This is a genomic window from Paenibacillus sp. RC334, from assembly GCF_030034735.1.
Lineage (GTDB): Bacteria > Bacillota > Bacilli > Paenibacillales > Paenibacillaceae > Paenibacillus > Paenibacillus terrae_A.
In genome coordinates this window covers 926,319-948,122 of the sequence record NZ_CP125370.1, presented here as the reverse complement: position 1 = coordinate 948,122, position 21,804 = coordinate 926,319, and the positions used below count along the sequence as shown (strand labels likewise).

Annotated in this window: 20 protein-coding genes and 1 pseudogene; 3 read left to right on the top strand and 18 right to left on the bottom strand. The window is 46.9% G+C overall.

From position 1 onward, the window contains the following. Positions 1–22: 22 nt before the first annotated feature. The 5 genes from QMK20_RS04575 to QMK20_RS04555 form a co-directional block, all read right to left on the bottom strand. On the bottom strand, positions 23–1,285 hold the full coding sequence (locus QMK20_RS04575; protein WP_283654773.1) for a TerD family protein: 1,263 nt from the start codon (positions 1,283–1,285) through the stop codon (positions 23–25). A 100-nt stretch (positions 1,286–1,385) separates the two neighbouring features. Next, the gene (locus QMK20_RS04570; protein WP_023987194.1) at positions 1,386–1,967 is read right to left on the bottom strand and encodes a TerD family protein; all 582 of its coding nucleotides are present in this window, start codon (positions 1,965–1,967) and stop codon (positions 1,386–1,388) included. Positions 1,968–2,000: 33 nt separating this feature from the next. After that, on the bottom strand, positions 2,001–2,576 hold the full coding sequence (locus tag QMK20_RS04565) for a TerD family protein (RefSeq protein ID WP_044646587.1): 576 nt from the start codon (positions 2,574–2,576) through the stop codon (positions 2,001–2,003). 48 nt (positions 2,577–2,624) lie between these two features. Next, positions 2,625–3,218, bottom strand: a complete 594-nt coding sequence (locus tag QMK20_RS04560; protein ID WP_283654772.1) for a TerD family protein — start codon at positions 3,216–3,218, stop codon at positions 2,625–2,627. A 28-nt stretch (positions 3,219–3,246) separates the two neighbouring features. After that, positions 3,247–3,693 carry a tellurite resistance TerB family protein gene (locus tag QMK20_RS04555; protein ID WP_283654771.1) on the bottom strand — a complete coding sequence of 149 codons (447 nt, stop codon included), beginning with the start codon at positions 3,691–3,693 and terminating at the stop codon, positions 3,247–3,249. A gap of 367 nt (positions 3,694–4,060) precedes the next feature. On the opposite strand from QMK20_RS04555, the gene QMK20_RS04550 reads away from it, so the two are divergent. Next, the gene (locus QMK20_RS04550; protein ID WP_283654770.1) at positions 4,061–5,494 is read left to right on the top strand and encodes a hypothetical protein; all 1,434 of its coding nucleotides are present in this window, start codon (positions 4,061–4,063) and stop codon (positions 5,492–5,494) included. A gap of 206 nt (positions 5,495–5,700) precedes the next feature. Here QMK20_RS04550 and QMK20_RS04545 read toward each other — a convergent pair whose 3' ends face one another. Then, complete coding sequence (locus tag QMK20_RS04545; RefSeq protein WP_283654769.1) at positions 5,701–6,729, bottom strand: WXG100 family type VII secretion target; 1,029 nt, start codon at positions 6,727–6,729, stop codon at positions 5,701–5,703. A gap of 198 nt (positions 6,730–6,927) precedes the next feature. Between QMK20_RS04545 and QMK20_RS04540 the strand changes: the two genes are divergently transcribed. Continuing rightward, a complete protein-coding gene (locus tag QMK20_RS04540; protein WP_283654768.1) occupies positions 6,928–7,707 on the top strand; it encodes a Cof-type HAD-IIB family hydrolase in 780 nt (259 codons plus the stop codon). Positions 7,708–7,802: 95 nt separating this feature from the next. Further along, positions 7,803–8,591, top strand: a complete 789-nt coding sequence (locus QMK20_RS04535; protein ID WP_283656202.1) for a formate/nitrite transporter family protein — start codon at positions 7,803–7,805, stop codon at positions 8,589–8,591. Between the two features lie 89 nt (positions 8,592–8,680). On the opposite strand, the gene QMK20_RS04530 is transcribed toward QMK20_RS04535, so the two are convergent. From QMK20_RS04530 to QMK20_RS04475, 12 genes and pseudogenes are all read right to left on the bottom strand, one after another. Continuing rightward, positions 8,681–8,926 carry an HPr family phosphocarrier protein gene (locus tag QMK20_RS04530; RefSeq protein ID WP_283654767.1) on the bottom strand — a complete coding sequence of 82 codons (246 nt, stop codon included), beginning with the start codon at positions 8,924–8,926 and terminating at the stop codon, positions 8,681–8,683. Between the two features lie 92 nt (positions 8,927–9,018). Next, complete coding sequence (locus tag QMK20_RS04525; RefSeq protein ID WP_349361950.1) at positions 9,019–9,888, bottom strand: DL-endopeptidase inhibitor IseA family protein; 870 nt, start codon at positions 9,886–9,888, stop codon at positions 9,019–9,021. A gap of 122 nt (positions 9,889–10,010) precedes the next feature. Next, positions 10,011–10,244: a hypothetical protein gene (locus tag QMK20_RS04520; RefSeq protein ID WP_283654765.1), complete on the bottom strand. Its 234-nt coding sequence runs from the start codon at positions 10,242–10,244 to the stop codon at positions 10,011–10,013. 117 nt (positions 10,245–10,361) lie between these two features. Continuing rightward, entirely contained in the window at positions 10,362–11,486 is a 1,125-nt protein-coding gene (locus QMK20_RS04515; RefSeq protein WP_283654764.1) for a hypothetical protein, read from the bottom strand. A 12-nt stretch (positions 11,487–11,498) separates the two neighbouring features. Then, positions 11,499–12,044: a LemA family protein gene (locus QMK20_RS04510; RefSeq protein WP_014279991.1), complete on the bottom strand. Its 546-nt coding sequence runs from the start codon at positions 12,042–12,044 to the stop codon at positions 11,499–11,501. Between the two features lie 207 nt (positions 12,045–12,251). Next, entirely contained in the window at positions 12,252–14,117 is a 1,866-nt protein-coding gene (locus tag QMK20_RS04505; protein ID WP_404580113.1) for a rhamnogalacturonan lyase, read from the bottom strand. Between the two features lie 157 nt (positions 14,118–14,274). Next, positions 14,275–14,832, bottom strand: coding sequence for an SLOG family protein (locus tag QMK20_RS04500; protein WP_283656200.1), 558 nt, complete (start codon positions 14,830–14,832; stop codon positions 14,275–14,277). A gap of 363 nt (positions 14,833–15,195) precedes the next feature. After that, entirely contained in the window at positions 15,196–15,534 is a 339-nt protein-coding gene (locus QMK20_RS04495; RefSeq protein WP_283654763.1) for an iron-sulfur cluster biosynthesis family protein, read from the bottom strand. Between the two features lie 170 nt (positions 15,535–15,704). Then, positions 15,705–16,217 carry a GrpB family protein gene (locus QMK20_RS04490; protein WP_283654762.1) on the bottom strand — a complete coding sequence of 171 codons (513 nt, stop codon included), beginning with the start codon at positions 16,215–16,217 and terminating at the stop codon, positions 15,705–15,707. A 190-nt stretch (positions 16,218–16,407) separates the two neighbouring features. Then, positions 16,408–16,617 (bottom strand): annotated as a pseudogene (locus QMK20_RS04485) (transposase); the annotation flags it as partial. A 324-nt stretch (positions 16,618–16,941) separates the two neighbouring features. Then, entirely contained in the window at positions 16,942–18,459 is a 1,518-nt protein-coding gene (locus QMK20_RS04480; protein ID WP_283654761.1) for a glycoside hydrolase family 30 protein, read from the bottom strand. 127 nt (positions 18,460–18,586) lie between these two features. Further along, entirely contained in the window at positions 18,587–21,316 is a 2,730-nt protein-coding gene (locus QMK20_RS04475; protein WP_349361916.1) for a glycoside hydrolase family 3 C-terminal domain-containing protein, read from the bottom strand. Positions 21,317–21,804: the final 488 nt, after the last annotated feature.

The window sequence follows — 21,804 nt, the reverse complement described above, 5'->3', positions numbered from 1 at the left end:
AGAGTGCCTCCGATAATTCAGTTTATTTGCTACCCTGCGACCAGCGCATGCCCCAGTTATGTGCACGATCCAACTCACGATGACCGCCATAGAACTGCACGAGTCTTTCAATGCTGAACGTCTCATCGTTCACGTTTTGGAGCATGGCAATCGCACACATCCCCTTGCGGTTGTCATGTTCATTCAGGTGAACGACAATGTCCGGTCCGTCCTTCTGGTACAACGTGACTACCCCGTCCGCCTGTGACCAGTTCGTGACCCCTTCATAGATGAAGGTAAACACCAAAATTCGCTTGATTTCAGAAATTTTAGCACCGTTGATGCGGAGATTTTCCCCTGTTTTCACAGAACCAGTACGGTCGTCGCCGTCCAAAGCAATGTATGGAAAGCGATTCAGCGAGCCGAAAGCTTCACCCAGCGCCTGAACAACACCTTTGTCCCCGTCCTTCATCTCATACAAGCAGCCCAGATCCAGATCGACACCCTTGGAGCCACGACTGAAAAAGCCCTTGCTCTGCTGCACCTGATTCCAGTTCAGATTGATCAGGATTTCTCCCAATCCACCTGAGCCTTTTTTCAGGTTGATGGTGTCGCCCTTCTTCTTCAGCTCAATTTTGCGCAGATTCAGATTCACCGGTGTTGCAGATGGCTCTGGCTTCGGAGCAGGAGGTGCTGGCGGCGGTGTTGGTACTGGCTGAGGAGTTGGAGGTGGTGTAGGCACTGGCGGCGGAGCCGGATTATTTTCCACTTCAATCCCAAAATTAACGCACAACGCATCCAATCCACCGGAAAAACCTGCGCCAATCGCGTTGAATTTCCATTCCCCGTTATGACGATACAGTTCACCAATGACAATGGCCGTTTCCACTGTAAATCCGCTGTCCAAATTAAACCGCAAAACCTCTCCGCTAACCGGATGAGCAAAACGAATGAACCCGCCTTGAACCTGTCCAAAATTTTGCCGTTTCTGATCCGCATCATAAATCGTCAGCGTGAACGCAATCTTCTCGATGTTTGCAGGAATTCGCGTCAGATCAAGGGCAAATTGCTTTTTGTCACCGGACTGTTGTCCGTCTGAATATGTGATAAAGGGCGTGGTCGGATTGTTATAAAAAATTAAATCCTCATCGCTTGACACTTTTCCTCCAGAGCCTAACAAAAATGCCGAAGTATCCAGTTCCAGAGCCGCTGGGGACTCCCAGCCGATCCCTACGTTGACCTGGGTCAGACCCGGATTCGTTTTCGTCAAATCCGCCTTCTGTCCCTTTACTACGATAACAGCCATGATTGTGTCACCTTTCTGTCCGTTTGTCATGTGTCAGCGCACGCCAATTCAATGGCTTAAAAAAAGGGTAGCGCCCTATGGACACCACCCCAAGTGGATATTATTGAGCGTCCAAGCCATAGTTTTTAGCAAGCGCACCCAATCCACCAGCAAAGCCACTGCCGATCGCCTGGAATTTCCAGTCCGCATTCTGACGGTAAAATTCACAGAATACCACGGCCGTTTCGGTTGAGAAATCCTCTCCCAAATCGTAGCGCAGCACTTCACGATCCGTCGCTGCGTCTACCACACGTACGAAAGCATTGGACACTTGACCAAAGTTTTGCGCACGTGCCTCGTAATCATAAATGGTAACCGTGATCCCGATACGGTGGATGTTCGCAGGAATCTTCGAAAAATCAACGATGATTTGCTCGTCATCCCCATCCCCTTCACCTGTGCGGTTATCGCCTGTATGGGTCACTGATCCTGCTCCGCCAGTTGGATTGTTGTAAAATACAAAATCATCAGCAGCTTTTGCTTTGCCGTCTTCATAAAGCAGGAAAGCCGAAGCATCCAGGTCAAAGTCAGCGCCACCGCTGTATTTATTCGTATCCCATCCAAGACCTACGACAACACGGGTCAAGCCAGGATTGGTTTTGGTCAGATCAATGCGTTGTCCTTTGGAAAGACTAATGGTCATACCGCATACCTGCTTTCTTTGTACAGATTTTAGTTACGCCAAACCATAATCGCGAGTCAACCCTGCAAGACCATCCTGGTAGCCACTACCAATGGCATTAAACTTCCACTCACCACTATGACGATACAATTCGCCTACAACAACGCCCGTTTCGATCGAGAAATCTTCTCCCAGATCAAAGCGGATCAATTCCTCATTGTTCGCTTCATTTACAATACGAGCATAAGCACGGGACACTTGTCCAAAGTTTTGGCTGCGTTCTTGTGCTTCATAGATTGTAATCGTAAAAGCGATCTTTTCTACGTTAGCTGGCACGCTACCCAAATCAATTTTAATTTGCTCGTCATCTCCGTCACCATCACCCGTACGGTTATCCCCAGTATGAACGACAGAACCGTTCTCATTTTGTGGGTTATTGAAAAAGACGAAGTTCTTATCCGATTCTACTTTACCTTCTGCATTAGCCAAAAATACGGATACGTCCAAGTCAAAATCCTTGCCGCCGTCGTATTTGTTCGTGTCCCAACCCAAACCAACCGTGATTTTGGACAAGCCCGGATTTGTTTTCGTCAAATCAATCTTTTGACCTTTGGATAAGTTAATTGCCATGATAAGAACCCCTTTTCCATAATTAAGTTTTGTATTCGTAAAATAAAATTACATGTAGCGCTGAGCCAGCACATCAATATGTACGGCATTCGTACCTTCACCGATGGCAGCAAACTTCCATTCGTCGTTATGACGATAGAGTTCTCCACAAACCAATGCAGTCAGCCCTTCATAATTATCAGATAAATTAAACGTCACCAGTTCCTTGGAATTAGCACCGTCCAGAATGCGGATATACGCTTTCTCGATCATGCCAAAATCCTGTTTCCGGTTTACGCAATCATATATATTTACAACAACAAGCACTTTGTGGACACTGGCAGGAATACGTGCCAAGTCAATCACAATTTGTTCATCATCACCGTCACCTTGTCCAGTCAAATTATCACCGGAATGTACGATAGAGCCGCATGGGCTTTTTTTATTGTGGAAGCATACTACGTTATCCGATTGAGTCAGTTTTCCGTTTGCGTCCAGTAAAATGGCAGAAGCGTCACAATCAATATTTGGTTGCTTCTTGATGCCAAAAAATCCTTTGGACTGCACCGGGTCCCATCCCAATCCGGCAATAACTTTGGTTAGACCTGCGTTTCCTTTGGTCAAATCAATTTTCTGGCCCTTAACCAGATTAATTACAGCCACTGATTAACACACCTCCCTTCCGTAAAATTTACAGACTAAATTCAGACGGATTCAAACCCAGCGCACCGCAAATTTCAGCGACAATTCGTTGTTCATCTGCATCAAAGTCACCGTCAGCAGCACCAATGGCACTACATACGCCAACGACGAGTCGGCCCACTTCAGGCTTGCCTTTCAATTTGCCAATCGCTTTGAGTGCTTCCTGTTTGCCGATTTCAGGCGAAAATTCAAAGTTCGCTACATAGTGATTGAAACGGCTAATGACCTCTCCCATATCAAACACTTTCAATTCTTCACTGAGATTTATGTATCCGGCCATCTTTGATTTCTCTTCCGGACTAATGGTACCATCAGCAAAGGCTACCAGCGCACAACCCGCAACAACAGCTTCCATGAAATCTTTATTTTTAAACTTCTTAACTTGGTCTCCAAGATCCTTTTTAGTCGTGTTTAGCCAATTTTTAAATGTACTCATGTTTCCCTCCACAAAATCGTATTTGGGTGAAACGCATCCTAGTTAATTTCTCCCTTTACTATAACCTGAATTACGATCTTTTTCTACAATAATATACAAAAATACGGTAAATCCGGTCTATTTTTTGTCGGTATCCTCTCTATCTTTAGCCCTATTTTCTGCTAAAAGGCCCTCTTCCATCATCTATCATTTGGTACCCTAATTGCAAGTCCATAGATACCTCGCGGGTATGATTATATGGATTGTGGCTAAATACATTTAAGATAGATTGACAGTTTGAGAGGAACAAGCTATTATTCTATCAAATTACAAGTATTTCGCTAGGAATAATATAAAATAGTATAGCCTATTTAGGAGGAAATTTCACATGACCGCACCTTTTGCCAACCTAAGACTATCCTCTTGGAGAATGATCCCACTATCCGCCGCCCTACTCATTGCTGCCTTTTCCAGTCCTATTGATTCCTATGCCGCGCCCGCGGCAGCCCCGGTCGTCCAGCAAGTAAGCATCTCCGATTCAAGCAATATTACTGATCCGGACAACCAGCTCACCTATCTAAAGGACCGTTTTAACATCCAACTATCCTCAACCCCGACAAAGGGGGAATATATCGCTGCTCTTGCCACCGTGCTGAACCTGAACAGCTCAAGTACAGCTTCTGCGGACAAAAAAACCGCCTTTACAGGCTTAAATTCAAATGACCCGTTGTATACCCAAGCGGCAGCACTGTATGCAGAAGGTATACTGGATAACACTGACGTAAAACCGTCCGTCCCCCTGTCACAAAATGACGCGATCCGTATAGCTGTAAAAGCCGCCGGATTGACTGAATTGGCTGCTACATATTCTGAGGATAAAGCGCAGGCTGTGCTGACTAAATCGGGGATTCGTACATTGGCTGGAACTGCTGAGACCCGTCTGGCGGCCTCGAAGGATCTGGCAGTCGCTGTAGATACAGGACTGCTGCCGCAAAGCGTGCTGTCCTCCTTCCAGCCGGACGAGCAAGCCGATGCGTCATTCACCACCGAGGTGCTGAGCCGTGTGCTAGCATTCCACGGCGAATACAAAAATACCATCGGTCAAGTACAGGATGACGATATTTTTGCTAAAATCCATCAGGCCTATTTTACACAGATACTCGTCCAATCCCCGGAGCTGCAAGCCCTGTTCGACGCAGGACTTCAGCAGAATCTGTTCACAGGCTACAATATCAAGGACAGCCGCTATGATGCCCATTTTGATCCGAAGCTGTCCCTCACCTATGGACACAGCAATCTCAAGCACGCGATCCAGCTGATCGGGCTGCTTCGCAGCGAGGGTATTCAAGCCAATGTACAGCTAGAGCCAAAAACTTCGGCTTTTGTATACTTGAAAGAATGGGGACAGCCTGCCCAGACCGAAGACTATAAAGTCGTACAAATCAACAACGGTAACTACATCGCCTACTCCAAGGAGTATGACTTGGCTCTCGAATTTGCGACGATCGGGCAGAAGAATCGTTTTGACACCATCATCAACCAATACGCCAAAAAGAACAGCAAAGACCAAGCCGGCCTGATCGCTCAGTCCTGGTGGCAGCCGCTCTATTACTCCCTGTCCTCCCCCGGTTCAGCCTACACGGAGATTGCGAACAACCGGGTCAGCGCGGGACGCTATTACGCCCAGTCTTTTTCGCTCACGGACAAGGCCTCCTCCATTGCCGATGGCTTACGTAAGATCAAGCCAGGTGTAGAGGTGGAAAGCTACCACTTCTGGGTGGATGCTCCCTTTTATCGTTATTTGAACGGGGAAGCTCAGTAAATATTAAGTAGCAATAAGGCGCAGCTTCCAATTCAGCGGAAGTCACTGCGCTTTTTTCTATATAAGAAACAAAAAATCTACAGACTTCTCCAGCTAGCGAGTTTTACAGTTTCCAACTGCCGCTCACCGTTCCAGAAAAAAAGACTGTAGATTGTATAGATACTCCTATTCGCGTTGCTAATGTCGTTTCAAACCCTGGACCACTTCTAGTTATAGTCCTCCCAATAGCGGTATTCCATTTCATTCTCACCTTTGGTGACGATGATCATGTTTTCGATATGTCCGGTTTCCTTGTCGGTTCGGTAGATCATGGTGCGGGTTTCGCCTTCTTCCGGTACAGAGAATAGCACCTTGTCACTGATCATGCCGCCACCGATGCCGACGACGTGCTCTCCCCAGCCGGAGGCTGCGCCGGAACTAATGCTCGAACCTGCGCCACCAACGCCAGTCCCACGCGACAAAATAAGGCCTATTCCATACCCGGTGACGGTCTGGGCCGTTTTACCCAGAGCGTGCTCTCCGGCCGATTGGGTATGCTCTTGGACCCAGTAATCGTATTTGTCGTTATTTTGCTCGTAGCTTACAATATTTCCTTTTTTATCTATAGAAATATCCGTTTTCGTGCCATCCTTACCTGTCAGCTCGGTGACGGCGACGAGAGAATCGGATGTGATCTTGGACGTTTCTCCTGTATTGTAATCTGTGCGGGTAACCGAATCCTCATATTGCAGCCGCAGGACGTTCATCTGGTCGTGGATTTTCTGCATGACCTGCTTGTCTCCAATCGCCTCGGCATCTTTCAGGAGTTTCTCATATTGCTGGTATTTATCGGCGTCAGCCTGATCCCAATCATCTATGTTTTTGGGCGACTTGGAGGCATCCCCAGCATGGTTTCCAGCTACTCCACCGCTCTCCAGCGCTGCACTAGCGCTCATAGCCGCCGCCAGCGCGGTCCAGAAGCCACGCGGATTGTCATCCGCATTTCTAAACTTCGAAGCGATGCTTTTCAGCTCAATTTCAATGGATTGAACCTTGTTTAACACGGAAGAAAGCGTATATTTAGCCGTCCGATAGTCGTTATAAAAACGATTTCTCTCCATACCGTCCCACTGGCTGTGAAGGTTGTTCATAGTGTTATCCAGGCCGTTTAACTGGTTATTCAGTGTTCCGTGGGCATTGGCAAATTGGGAGGCCACGCTATCCAACTGCTCCGGTGTGACTTGGATTTTCGTCATGATGATCACATCCCGTCTATGAAAATAGGAGATAGGCATTATATTTTACAGTAATCCTTATTTCATATTGTAAGCTATAGAAGTCAGACATTCATGAGGATTTATACGTATTTGTGTATTCAGAAGCAGTTCCTTTGATATAATGAATCCATATGAGTTAATTTCGACAATACATTATTGAAAGTCAGGTGTAAGAACATGTCAGACAAAAAAATTATCTTTTTCGATATCGACGGTACATTACTGGACGATGACAAAAAAATGCCACTAACGGCTGAAAAGGCTGTCTTTGCTTTGAAAGAGCAAGGGCATGAGGTAGCCATTGCCACAGGACGCGCGCCTTTTATGTTCAAGGAAATCCGTGAGCAGCTGGAAATTGATTCTTACGTCAGCTTTAATGGGCAATATGTCGTGCTTCGGGGAGAAGTGGTTGCTACCAATCCGTTGAACAGAGAAGCTTTGCAAGCGATGACTGATCTGGCCCTCACACATAATCATGCGATCGTATATATGGATCATGCCAATATGAAGGCTAATATTCCTAACGATGAGCTTGTAGAAAAATCGCTTCAAACGTTCAAGGCCAAGCTTTCGGTTGGATACGATCCGCTTTATTTCCAGGGAAGAGATATTTATCAGACGCTGTTGATGTGTACGGTAGAAGAAGAACCCTTCTATGAAGCGGTATTCAAAGCTTTTGACTTTGTACGCTGGCATCCGAGTTCTGTGGACGTTGTTCCTCACGCTGGCTCCAAAGCAATAGGCATCCGCGAAATTACGTCCAGACTGGGCATTGCCGATGAAAATCAATACGCTTTTGGCGACGGTTTGAACGATGTGGAAATGCTGACGGCTGTACATAATAGTGTCGCAATGGGTAACGGTTGTGATGAAGCCAAAGCCGCAGCTAAAATGGTCACGAAACGCGCAGATGAAGACGGCATTTTGTACGGGCTGCAAAAGCTTGGTTTGTTATAAGCTAACAGGATTGCTGACTGACTGGGCAATGTTTAGGGAAAAATAAGGTCTGTTTAAAGACTTACATCCGAGAAAATAGGAGGTTGTCGTTGGATATGGAGACGGAAGGCTTACGCAATGTCGAACAGCTAGCCATGAAGAAGTACAAAATTTACAAGCAAAGCCTGCTCCGGTATTTGGCTCGTTCCATGCTGGCGAGTATGTTCATCGGGTTCGGCGTTATTGTGGCCTTCAAGACGGGCAACTTTTTTTACATGGAGCATTCTCCATTCACTTATCCTATGGCAGCGCTCACGTTCGGGGCGGCCATCATTCTGATCGCTTACGGCGGCGGGGATTTGTTTACAGGCAACACCTTTTATTACACCTATGCTGCGCTCCGTAAAAAGCTCCGCTGGGGACAGGTGCTTCGGCTGTGGGCTGCCAGCTATGGCGGTAATTTGCTGGGTGCCGGGGTGTTCGCACTCCTTATTTTCTTAACTGGGCTGTTTGAGTCCTCCAATGTGAACAGTTTTTTGCTGAACGTGGTGGAGCATAAGATGGAAGCGCCCGCAATGCAGCTGTTCTTCCGAGCTATTTTGTGTAACTGGCTGGTCTGCCTTGCCTTTTTTGTTCCGATGTTTATGAAGGAAAATGGCGCGAAGATGTTTGCGATGATGCTGTTCGTGTTCTGCTTTTTCATTTCGGGATATGAGCATAGTGTGGCTAATATGTGTACTTTCGCCATTGCGCTCGTGCTGGACCATCCGGGTACGGTCTCTGTTGCTGGTGTGATCCATAACCTTGTTCCGGTTACGCTCGGGAATCTGGTTGGCGGTGTGCTGCTGATGGGTGTGATGTACTATTCGGTGAATCTCCCGTTTTTGGACGAGGAGGAGCATTAAAAAAGAAGCCGTGGAATCTAAGCATTCCACGGCTTCTTTGCATTATTTTTAGTTAGAGCATGCAGCGTCTACAGGTGTTCACTTGTCTGTTATCTTTCTTGAGCAGGAAAATGAATAAATTCCTCCAGCTCCTTAAACAGCTTTTTGGGATTGACGGTGTCGGGCACCACCAGAGTCAGCGGTTCATCCAGCTTTAGCACATACATGCCCAAAATGGATTTGGCATCTGCCATGCCGCTTTTGCCATGAATCCAAATATCATAGGTATAATTCGAAACGATTTGATTGATTTTTTCAATATCCTTAACGTCTTTTACCTTGATGGGTGTCATCATTGCACAGCACTCCCCTGCCTTGAATTGGGACTTACGAAACAAGCCTCAACCTCACTTTACCCCATTTGAGAATAACGTTGCAAAATCTTAATTTAGAAAATGATATGCGGCGCGGAGCTGATTTTCCAGTAGCTGCCGACCTTTTCAAAATTCACGGTGATTTTCTCGTTCGCCTGCTTGGTTCCTGCCGGATAAGGCACGGTCAGCAGATAGCTGCGCTTAACCGGGGTCATCGTCACCATTTTCGCTGTAGCCCGGTTGAACTCCAGCAGGTTACCACCATCTGCGTCCAGCTGAGCTAGTTTTCCGTTAATTTCAACGAAAAATTTTCCAACAAATTGCTCACTGGCCTGCTTGGTGTAGGCCTGCGTCAGATAGCTGGTCAGCTTGGTCTTTGTGCCGATATCCTCGGACAGGTAGCGGTAGCTTTTGCCGTTCCACTGGAACGATTCGCCCACCGAGCTGCCACCGCTGATCGCGTACAGATAACGTGACTGCGCCTCCAGCACGAGCGGAATGGCGCTCTCATGATTCAGCTTATCCAGCTGCGTTGGCTTCACGCTGGCAGCCGCGGCTGCTGCTGGCGCCGAAGTGGACGGCTGCTGCGGCTTCGACGGCTTGGCAGTCGACGGTACGGACGGAGCAGCCGCTGGCGTTACTGAAGCAGGGCGCGGTGCTGGCGCAGACGGAGCTGCTGGTGTAGCGGCTTTGGCGGAATCGGCGGCTGTGGCCGGAGCCGATGTAGCTGGAACCGACGGCGCTTCTGCCGGGGCCGGCGTCGTAACCGACGCAGATGCTGCTGGTGCTGGCACCTGGCCTGGGGCGGCGGCGGCCGGACTGGCAACGCCCGGCTGCGTCGCTTCCGCTGGAGCGGTCACGACGGGCGCGGCGGCGGCGGCCTGCGCGACGCTCATAAGTGCGGCTGCGATGCACAGCGCGGATAGCTTCGTATTTATTTTCATACCTGTTTTCATCATTCTATGCACCTCCATAATCATATACCTGCATAAACTGCACACGTTTCTATTATAAGAATCCCCTGCCACAATTGGGTTGCTAAATTGTTTCTATTTGCCTTTATTGTTCATTCTGCACGAAGTTTGTCCGTATTTGTCGGGCACGGTTCATTTGGCTGCTTCACCTGCTTTGCCTCCACCTCTTTCAGGGATCGTGACAGTTGCTTAACAGATCGGTCAAGCTGCTCCAATCTGCGGCTGAGGGTGACAAGAATGTATTTTAACAGAATCAGACTTAATGCAGCAGGGAATCCGACATTGGTTACGAGCGCAATCATACCTTCGGTCGTTAGAGAAGTCACATATCCCGCCTCCTTTTTCATACGTATATTTCACTAATAAGAACTAATGTTCCCTTTTCTATGAAAATCATACGTTGCTCTCTTCTGAAAAAGAAGGCTGCAAAGGTGATGCCACATCTAGCCTGTAACTCCCTGCTCCCGAAGCTGTCGTTCTCTTTTTTGCTCCATAACATTCTGGCAGTATAAGCCCACCAGCATCAGATTAAGAGCGCATATGGAAACCCATCCTCCCAAGCTAATATCAATCTGCAAATAATCAAAATCGGAAAAAGACTTGCGCACAAAGCGGGCTGCCACCAAGTTTCCTACCTTCTTGACAATGGGTACAAAATCGGTGATCTGGTGTACACTCATCATGTAATCACGGACCTCTATTTTTAGCAGTTCCACTTCACTCCACGAAAACGGGTAGACCCATAGCAGTTCATTGTTTTCGTTGGTAGAGAAGGCTACGACAAAATCGTTTTTGTTCCCGCCTTCCCATTTGTCCTGAAGCGCGAAGCCATAGTCCTGAGTTTTATTCAAGCCCACATTAACAAAAATCAAATTGACCTGCTTCCATGACTTCGTTTTTCCCGGTTTTTCCGAGTTGGGTACAGGCTTGTTCAGTTCAGTGTTCATGCTCGCCAACATACGTAATGCCTTTGCTTTGTTAGGAACTTGACCGATAATACGGTTAACATCGATATAATTAAGCACAACCTTGGGGTATTCCGGCAGGTCGGAGTATTGCTCCACATCTATATCTTTATGTCTGAAAATGGAATAGGAAGCCTGTACTTTGTTCATATAATGATGCGTCGAAGCACTCGGTGTGCCATAGGGCCAGAACCATTTCAGTGTTGCGGTATTGTTGGGCCAGCTATCCCCAAACGTGCTGCCATCAGGCGCACGATACACGCGAATCCATCCGTCATCTGTGGTATAAATGGAGTTTTCCGCTTTATGATGCTCCCAGTAGCCGCTATGTCTCGTACACTTCTCTTTACCATTACTGTCTTTACTACAGCTTTTCCTAGGTGGATGCCACTCATCCCATTCCTCCTTATGGTGCCAATCCGTGACTTTGCCGGACCACACCTCGGTATCCCATGTCTCTATTCGGAAATCAATATAGATGGTCACAGCCGTCAATACAGCACTGAAAATAGCAGTCCAAATGATCGTTTTCCAGCGGGTCCCGGTCAGTAGCTTCACTGGAATCAACCCCACGAATATGATCAGAGGGATAAACCAATACATAAAATGATCCCCCTATTTCAGACGGATTTCATCCGCTTTCTTCTTGGTAAAAGCATCTTCGGTTTGGTCTGAAGTTACGATATATTGGGACATATCATATGTTTTCATATTAGTCAGGGAAGCCATAATAAAATGTACCTTGATATACGTGTTATATTCCCGAACGATATCCATCATTTGCTTCTGGTTGTTATCAAACTGTTGGCGACTAGCAGCAATTTCACGCTGTAGATCCGTATAAACAGATGTAGCCAAACGGGGATTTTGTTCATGCACCGCCTGATACAGCAAATTCGTATCATTATATCGTCCGGTAATCATCCCGGTATATACCTCTTTGACCTGTCCAGCCTGTAAATCCGTGACCTGCGTCATTTCCTTAAATTTCTTCCACATATTATCGTAGTTGGACTGGTTCGATAGATATTGAGCCTCAATTCTTCCTTCCAGCTTCACAGCCGTATTCCGGTGACTCCAGATCGAACCTACCGTAATCACGCAAAATAAAATAATGACGCCCATAAATATAGCAAAACCAATCAACACTTTTTTCCCCATTCGTCATGCGCTCCTTCTATTGTTGTCATTCATAGAAAATGTGTGTTACTTTGTATTTTATCGGTAGATTCCTGCGGGAATATGAATAACACACCTTATCCGATCTACTAAATAATGCCATGACAAAAAGAGCTCCGCTCAACCCGGGGCCCTTTCGTTTTTTGGTTCATTCACTGTTTCATTTCGACCTCCAAACCGCCCTGTAAATCAAGGGGTGTATATATTTGGCTGCGCGGGCTTGGACATCCCTTCTCCCAGATAAAACCCAGTGTGTGGCGGCTGATTATAGGCCACGTTCTGCCACGCTATACTCAGACGATACAACGGATTATGCATAAGTGTATAAAAACGATACTCTGACTCATACGGTGTTGTGTAGATACGCAACGCCGAATTGTCGCTTTTGCGCCAAATCACCTCCTCGCGCCAGTCGCCGAACAGATCGGCCTGCAAGGACGGTGTTCCTTTCGTTCCGTTATTGGAGCTGGTGCCTGTAGCCGTAAGCAAATTGGAAGTGGTCGAGTTGGTATAGTTCCACTTGTCGATTTTACCAGCGCTTGACGAGGTATGATCCAGCAGTTCACGCAGCAGGTCGCCATCCCACCAAATTCCAAAGTTAATGGAGGACGGTAGCGTATTCGTAATAAGCTCTCCTTTAGCCGAACGCACACCGATCCCCGGCGCCCATTGCTCGTTTCCTTTTGTACGCGGATCAATGTCTGCCGACATGCCTCTTCCGGTATCCTTGCCTGTATTTACGCCCCATAAAATGTTTCCATTACGCGGATCATACATAGCAGCGCCATAAATCGCATTTTTGTCCTCGTTTACCTTAAACACTTCATAGCCTGAACGGTCCGGGTCCAAATCTCCAACATGAAGTGCATCCCCGTGTCCCATGCCCGTGTTAGCCAGCTTCGCTCCGTTATCGTCCACCACCAGCGAACCGTACACAATTTCATCCTTATCGTCTCCATCCACATCCGCCACACTCAAGCTATGGTTGCCCTGTCCAGCGGTTCCAGCATTGGTCGAACCGTTGCTATCAAAGGTCCAACGTCGATTCAAGCTACCATTACGCCAATCGTACGCGACCAGAACCGTCCGGGTGTAATAACCCCGTGCCATCACAATGCTGGGCCGCACGCCATCCAGATAAGCAACCCCGGCGAGAAAACGGTCCACCCGGTTGCCATAATTATCTCCCCAGCTAGATACCGTTCCCCGTGGCGGCACATAGTCAATCGTGCTAAGTGCTTTGCCCGTATCGCCCGAGAACACGGTCAGAAATTCAGGCCCATCCAAAATATAACCACTGGCATTGCGATAATCCGCCGAGGCGTTGCCGATGGTCACCCCTGTGCCATCTTTAGTGCTGTCTGCTGTTTTGCATACGATTTCTGCTTTGCCGTCTCCGTCAAAATCATAAACGAGAAATTGCGTGTAGTGCGCTCCAGCCCGAATGTTCCGGCCCAAGTCGATTCGCCATTTGCGTGTTCCATCCAGCTTGTAGCCGTCCAAAAATACATTTCCCGTGTAGCCGGATTGCGAATTGTCCTTGGCATTGGAAGGGTCCCATTTTAACACAATCTCATACTCGCCATCCCCATCCAGATCACCTACACTGGCGTCATTGGCATTGTACGTGTAGCTCACATTATCCGGGGTTGTACCGCCCGCAGGCTGCTGGATGGGAACATCCAGATAGTTGTTGCTCCAAACCTTCACTGCCTGAGAAGCAGCCTGTTCTGCTCCATTCACTACGGCACGAACCGTGTACGAAGAGGAAGCCGTACCTGCCTTGTCCAAAAAGTTGGTTTTCGACGTAATCGGCGCATCATTGACCTTGCTTGTCCCTCTATACAGATTGAAGCTGACCAAATCCGCTTCCGTGCCCAGCAAACGCCAGCTCACCAGCACGCCCTCCGGCACCTTGACCGCAACGGCTCCACGGTTCAGCTTTTCCATTTGCCTCGCAGAAGCAGCAAAGACCTGGCTATCCATCGGGGTGACTGTTCCACACAAAATGACACCGAGACAGAGCAACGCGGTATACCGAAATCTTTTTTTCATCTGAATCCTTAACTCCTTTCATGGTTTATTTTTTCAATAAATTTATTTTATCTGACTGATAAATTATTGTTATTTAAATTTTATGATAGCGCTTACATAAAAGTAAAGGGACGCATTCGTCCTTTTTGTTCAAAAATCCGAGCTAATGCTTTAAAAATCAGAGGTCCATGAATAATCGTTCTTCATCCGCTATGCTTTGGATATCCTCTGAGCTAATGCTGATATATTGATAGCCTTCTGCCTGTTGTTTTTTTAATGCCATTTCTTTCATAAAACGTGGGCTGCCCTCCCCGGCATCCTCGTCATAAACGAGCAATAAACCATCGGTTTTGCGGAAAAGCAGTTCATCCCGTGCCTTGAGTTGCCATATTCCCTGATAAGGCTGGCGGCTGACGACTCCCACATAGTCAACTCCCTTACAGATCTGCTGAAAATACTCCTTTTTGTCCTCTTTCCACTTTTCCTCCATATTTTGATAAGCCACCATAATGGAGCATTTTAAGTGAGGATATTGCTGCTTCAGTGAAATTGCCACTTCACAGGCCCACAGATCCACCCCGTACTGACCCGGGGTAATAATCCACTCCAGTCCTTCTTCAATCAGGGGAATGAGCCTGCCTGTGATCGCCTTTTTGATATATGGAATGCCTTCGTGCTTTTGGTTGAAAATATTCAATTCATGGGCGCGGTAGCCCGAAACGAGCAAGTTTTTCATCATCTCAACGTCCTTCTCGAATGGTCATAATGGTTATTGTACCACTTGCAAGGAGGCCACTACATAACTTAATTCTTTGGAGAGCTGAGTGAATATGTCCAAAAAGACGAACTTCGCTCCATGTTTGCTGGATGAGGTTCGTCTTTTTGGATTCGCTACTGGTTTCGTGTTCGTGCTTCTTTATGAATAATGCGTTTGGTAAATTTGTTCTCCTGATATTCTTGAAATTGGGCAAGATTATTCTTTTCCATTAAAAACCGCTCTCTATTTGGGTATTATTCCCAACTTATTAAAAAGGGATTTCATACTCGCAATAGTCGTCACCGTTTACATTACATACTTCCCCTAGCCACCCAGCACTCTTCAAGTAGACGATTTGACACGCACATCTTTCATTCTAATGTTGCTGCTGAATAGGCCCGCATCGCTGCTCAATTTAAACGACGGATAATTAGGGTCTGCCTCAAGCCTCATTCTGCTGTCGAATTGCTGCTCCTGCTGCCGATCTACAAAAAAAGAATAGGGCTCGGACTGAATGACTATATCGGTAGCATCGGGTGCAGTGACCACCAAGATGACAATTACGCCGTTACATCCACAGCCCTCTGTGTCATAAAACAACTTAAATACTCCCGGTCGTGCTGAAAGCGCGCTTGCTAATCGTTCAACTGTCAATGGGTCCAACTGTAATTGTATATCCATGAGGATATTCTTCTCCTTTATACACGAATGCTTGGAACTGCCGATTCCAAAAGGGCTAAATTTAAACAATGTATATGTATACATTGTAGTTAATTTTTGTATTTTAACTTAAATATTGTTGCTATATATGCCGAGACAGAACCGCCGAAGTATAAGCGTTTCTGTTAGTCCTATTCAAAGTTTTTCTTTGCTTGTTCGAGTAAATTGTATACGAAATCGGCTTTTTCATCCGAATAAGAAAGTAATGTAGTATATCCTTTCTCTATGGATTTGAGCTTTTTTTCAGAGTAATGTTTGGCTACATCTGGATTATCTCTTAAATAATTTCTTATGAGAAGATTATTTACCCATTGCTCTCCGTTCCAAATAACGACAGCAAGATTAAAGGAATATTCTTGCCGCTTCCGAAAATATAATCTCCCCACCCCAATTTCTCCGAATCCTTCATAACCCAGTTCTATTAAATTTTTAGTGACAGAGCTGTTCAATTCAATCGTTTTTACACCAATCAGGACATCAATAATCGGTTTTGCAATCATTCCTTGTACAGATGTGCTTCCGAAATGCTGTATATCAATAACGTCTTCTCCGAAAGCCTTCAAAAGATTTGCCTTTTCGCTTTGAAATAAAGTATTCCACTTTTCATCGTAAGGAACCACACTTATAATTTCATCAATTTCCATCTAATATTTCACCCACTTTTTTGGTATATTGTAAGCCCACATCAATTGAAACAACTTTTCTAAACATCCATTAGCCAGTTTTAAATAACCGTATTGTGGTGAAATTTGGTTTTTGACACGATGCCAAAATAGGTAATTATCCAAGTAGCGAGTCGCTACACCATCAAATCGTTAGAGACTTCCCATTATCTTGAACCATCATCCATCTATCTTGCATCCATTTCTCTGGATGGTGTGTGCCAGAAATGGGAGTACCACTTATATCGTTGAAGCTCTTCCTACAATCCTTACATAAGTAACGTTGACGTTCGCGATACGTTCCATTTCGCTTCACACGAAGACTTCCGCAATGGACACATGCTAATCCGTTCCGAAAACGAGCTTCACGAATGCCTTCATATAACTTAGTCGCTTTTTGTCTTCCTCAGACAAATCCGTAAACTGTGCGTAAAGGTCTAACCATGCTTTTGCAATGCGGAACACCGCCTATCTGAATCGTTACTATTATGTATTATAAAAAAATTTCAGATAAGTTCAATATACTTGTGGTGACTGCACTCACTTTTTGAACGATTGAGTGATGGTCGGCCCCGAACCAATTCTGAACAATGCTAAAATTTTATCTTTTCGTGGTTTGAACTTTGGAGCACACACAAAAAGAGCACTCAGCCGGATAGGCTGAGCGCTCTAAATCTACTGTTAAGCATTCATAGGAATGGCGTTTTTATGAAGCCGAAGAGTTCCATTGAAAGGTAGCTGCCGATTTGGCAGGAAGCTTGCAGGTAAAGACTTTGCTTCCCTGCCGAACCTTGAAAGTCCGCTCGTCCGCTTCCGTATTAGCGGCAATCAGGACAAGGGTACCGTCGGGGTTACGGTAGGCGACCGTTTCAATACTTCCGCTGTAATGCGTGGAATCAATACGGACCGCACCCGGGCGGACAAATTTGCTGGCATGTCCAATCGCATAGTACTCCACATTTTTAGTAACGGAACCGCTCAATGGATCAATGGTAACCACACCGCGACAGTTGGTACAGCCACCATTTGTCGGGCCACCGGATGGATCAAGCGCCACGTTCCAGAACAAAACATTTTGCGACCAGTTCCGTGGTGCGCCGATGATCAGCTTGGACATATCCCAGCTCAAATTATCCCCAAAATCCGGACTCCACTGCCCCCCACTGCATTCTGTCATGTACACAGCCTTGTTCGGAAAGGCATTATGCACGTCTGTCATCGCTGTGGGCTCTCCTTTGTAGCAGTGAAAGGCCGTGCCGTGCGTATAGCTTTGAGATTGCTCATCTCCCAACACTGTATGGGCATAATCACTCCCGGTATCCCAGTTATGGTCAAAAGCAATAATCTGGGTGGACAATTTGTTCCGACTTAAGGCAGGACCCAAATATTGCTTAATAAAGTTTGCCTGCTCGGCTGCCCCCATACTCATGCTGGGATACTTGGACGTGGTGAACTCTGGCTCATTTTGAATGGAAATCGCCTGAATCGGAATGCCTTCGTTCGCATAAGCCTGAATATAACGTACAAAATAGTCAGCATATGCGGAATAGACGCGCGGATCGTTATAGTCCAAATACCAGCCATTGTACGTCTGCTCCCCATATTTCATCCAGGGCGGCGCAGTCCACGGAGTTCCCATAATCCGAAGGTCAGAATTTCTGCGTACGATTTGCTTTAGCACATCCGTCACGTCCTGATCCTTGGTAATGGAAAAGTGGTTCAGATCATAGTCCTTGCCTGATGCCACATCGTCATAGGTATAGCTGCTGGGCTGCCCTTGTTCATCCACCGAATAATCGGATGCCCCGATGGTGTGGCGAATATAGCTCAATTGAATACCGCTCGCGGTAAACAAATCGTTGAGTAACTGGTCACGCTGATCCGGAGACATGCCGTGATTCATGAGATAAGCGGATGAACCGGATACCGCTGCGCCGAACCCCTCCATCGTCTGGTAACGAATATCCGGCTTCACCTCAACCGTCAGTACGTTCGAGTTGGCTGCGCCGCCTTTAGCATTATCGTTACTCCAATGTATCGGAGCTTGCTCGGTCAGGCGATTCGCCGGGTCCGGTGACGTCAGCCACATGCTGACGCTACTTTCTGCTTTCGGCTCAGGGCTATTCCGTATAGCGATACTGACCAGAATAGCACAGACCAAAATCGCAGTTGCAGCTACGAGCAGCCAAATGTTGGAACGTCGTTGCTTTTGGGGTTTCTTCATCGTCCTCAGCCTTCCTTCTGTTTCAGCTTTCACTTGAATTCCCCCTTGCATACCTACCGCAAAAAGAGAGCCGGTGCTTGTGCCCGCGCTCTCTTGAATAAACCACTTTAAAACAATTGTAACAGGATTACTTCGATGCCTTTCCTGTAGAAGCTGCCGGAATCGTAACACTTACTGTCAGTCGTGTATCCTGAGAGGAACTGCCTACATAAATCGGCACTTCACCGGACGGCATAACCCATGCTTTGGACTTTTCATCCCAGTATGATAAAGCCTTCGGGTCCAGTTCAATGCGGACCTTCTTCTCCTGGCCCGGCTTCAGCTCGATCTTAGACCAGCCTGCCAGTTGACGGGATGGAGTTTCCACGTTTGTCGGAAGCTTCCCACTGTACACCTGCACAACCTCTGCTCCGGCAGTTTTCCCGGTGTTTTTCAATTTTAGCGAAACCTCGACGGTGCTCGTACGATTGGATTTATTTCCGCTCGCGTGCTGTTTTATTTTCAGATCGCTATAGCCAAAGGTCGTATAGGATAAGCCGTATCCGAAGGAGAATGCGGGTTGAATTCCCGATTTCTCATATCCCCGGTAGCCTACAAAAATACCGTCCGAATAGTCGCCTATTCCGTTCACACCCGGGAATTTCTCCGGTGAGGATACCGGCGTGGACTGCTCGTTAACCGGGAAGGTTACGGGCAGCTTGCCAGAAGGATTCACATCCCCGAACAGAACGCGTGCTATGGCATTCCCCTGCTCTTGACCAGCAAACCATGCTTGTACGATGGCGGGAACTTTATTCTGCCAAGTGTCCATCTGTACAGCTCTGCCGCTCATTTGCACAACAATGGTTTTCGGGTTCGCCGCGGCAACCGCACGGATCAGCCGATCCTGATTGTTTGGCAGTTCCATATCGGAACGCTCAACATAGCCTTCGCTCTCATAAGTACGTGTGACGACAATCGCTACATCCGACTTTTTCGCCAGCTTCACCGCATTGTCAATCAGCTTGTCTGACGTATCTGCCGGAGGTTCCCAGCCGAAACGAACCATTCCGCCGGAATCACGGCCATTTGTCGGATAATCGGCACGATATTCGATCCGCACCTTGTGCTTTTCACCTGCTTTGAGCGAGATGTTTTTCTTCGTGGTACCCAGCTTCGTGCCCTGATTATCCACAAATAGCTTGTCATCGAGATATAGCTTGCTTGATCCCAAACTGGTTAAAGATAATGCATAATCGCCATCCTTAGGTGCTGCAATTGCTCCCGTCCAGCGCGCCGATATCAAGCCGTTCAGTGTCGTTGGCGTATTGGGAACTTTAGGGGACTTCGCATTAAAGCCCTGATAATTATAAAATCCAAGATTCATGTTGACCTGACCATCATTACGTACAAGCTCCGGACTGCCCTCCATTTTGTTGTTCTTCCAGTATTCGCCCCGCAGTCCCTGTTCGTCATCTCCATAAGTAGCGTATCCAACGCTGATATCCTCTTTTTTGTCGGATGTGGTCAGCAATGAGGATGGCACAGCCGATGGACCCGGCATAATGTCTCCCGCAGAAATCGGGTCTGTACCTGGTGCATATTGGACGGTTACCCCTTTGCCGACACGATTGCGGATTCCCTCTAACGGACTTACAGTATACGTCGGGTTCACCAACGAGCTGCCTCCGCCTGCTACAGTGCCGCTATCTGCATCGGGACCGATAACAGCAATGGATTTGAGCTTATCCTTGGAAAGTGGCAAAGTATTATTTTTATTTTGCAGCAGCACCATGCTCTCCTCAGCCAATTGGCGGGCCGTCTTGCCATGGTCACGGGCATCAATCTGATTATTTTGAACCGGGTGATCAAACAACCCTTTGCTGAACATTTGCACCAAAATACGCCCAGCCTTCTCATCAACTGTTTTCTCACTTACCTTGCCGTTCTTGACAGCAGTCAGCAGTTGATCTCCCCATTTACCAAAAGGTGTACCCGGTGTTTCCAGGTCCAAGCCCGCATTAGCGGACTCTACCGTACTCAGGTTCGCACCGTAATCGCTCATTATGAAACCTTTGAATTGAAGCTCCTTCTTCAAGAGGTCCGTCAAGAGGGTCTTGTTCTCACAAGCAGGCTCGCCGTTAACCTTGTTAAAAGAGCACATCGCCCCTCCCAAATCAGCCTTGGCAATAACCTCCTGAAACGGACGTATGTAAATTTCATGCAGCGCACGGTCACTGACTTTGACATTCGTCGTGAAGCGCTCCGTCTCCTGATTATTCATAAGATAATGCTTGGCTGTGGCCAACACAGGATGGCTTTGTACACCTTTGACATAAGCGGTCGCCATTTGCGATTGCAGCAACGGGTCCTCACCCATAGATTCAAAGTTCCGCGATCCCCATGGAATGCGGGCAATATCCATCCCCGGTCCGAGCACGACATTATGGGTCGTATTAAAAGCCTCGTCTCCGATCAGATCACCATACTGTTTGGCAGCTTGGGTATCCCATGTTGCAGCTAACGCAATTGGAGCTGGCAGCGCAGTAGATTGCTTGTTCTGAACGTCCGGATTGGCGATACGTACACCCGCAGGGCCGTCTGCCATCGTCAACGCCGGGATGCCCAGACGCTCAATCGGATCATTGTAGAATCCATAATAATTGTTGACCTTACCAGTCACCAAATCTATTTTTTCTTCCAGCGTCATTTCCTTCAACAACAGCGTCGTTCGTTCTTCAGCCGAAAGGGACGTATTCATCCAGGGCCGGTCTGTCCGGCTTCCTGCCGCTCCTGCAATATTCATCGGTCCGATCACAACAGCCGCAATGACAGTCATCATCATCATACGAAACAACCATGTTGATTTCATTTTCACGTTTGTAATTCCTCCTTGATGTTAGGTCATGAGATGAATGCCAGTTCAACTCTCACAGGCTTGCAAAGGCTCTTGATCCTGCGAGCTCCGACAAGAATCAAAAGCCACGGGATAAGCAAGCAAGTCAGCAAAAGCCGCACTGGCTCAAGTGACATGTACAACACCCTACCGTATATTTCTGAAAATTTCATTGAAAAATTCTGGAAACCACTTCCTAGGACCATCATTTATTTTCAAAGAAAGAGAGCGTTACCAATTCAGTTAACTGATGATGTCATTACATTTTTGTCACTTTTATATGACTATTTTTTAACTAATTCAAATCACAAAAAATGATTCATATGGCCCACTCATTCCAATGCTCATATGAACATCTTTAATCTGCGACCAAAGTTGGAATTGAGCCGATTTATGAGGATTGCATTAATTCCAAACGGTGTACACAAAAAAGTCCAAAGAGCTTCAAAAGCTCTCTGGACTTTAAGTGG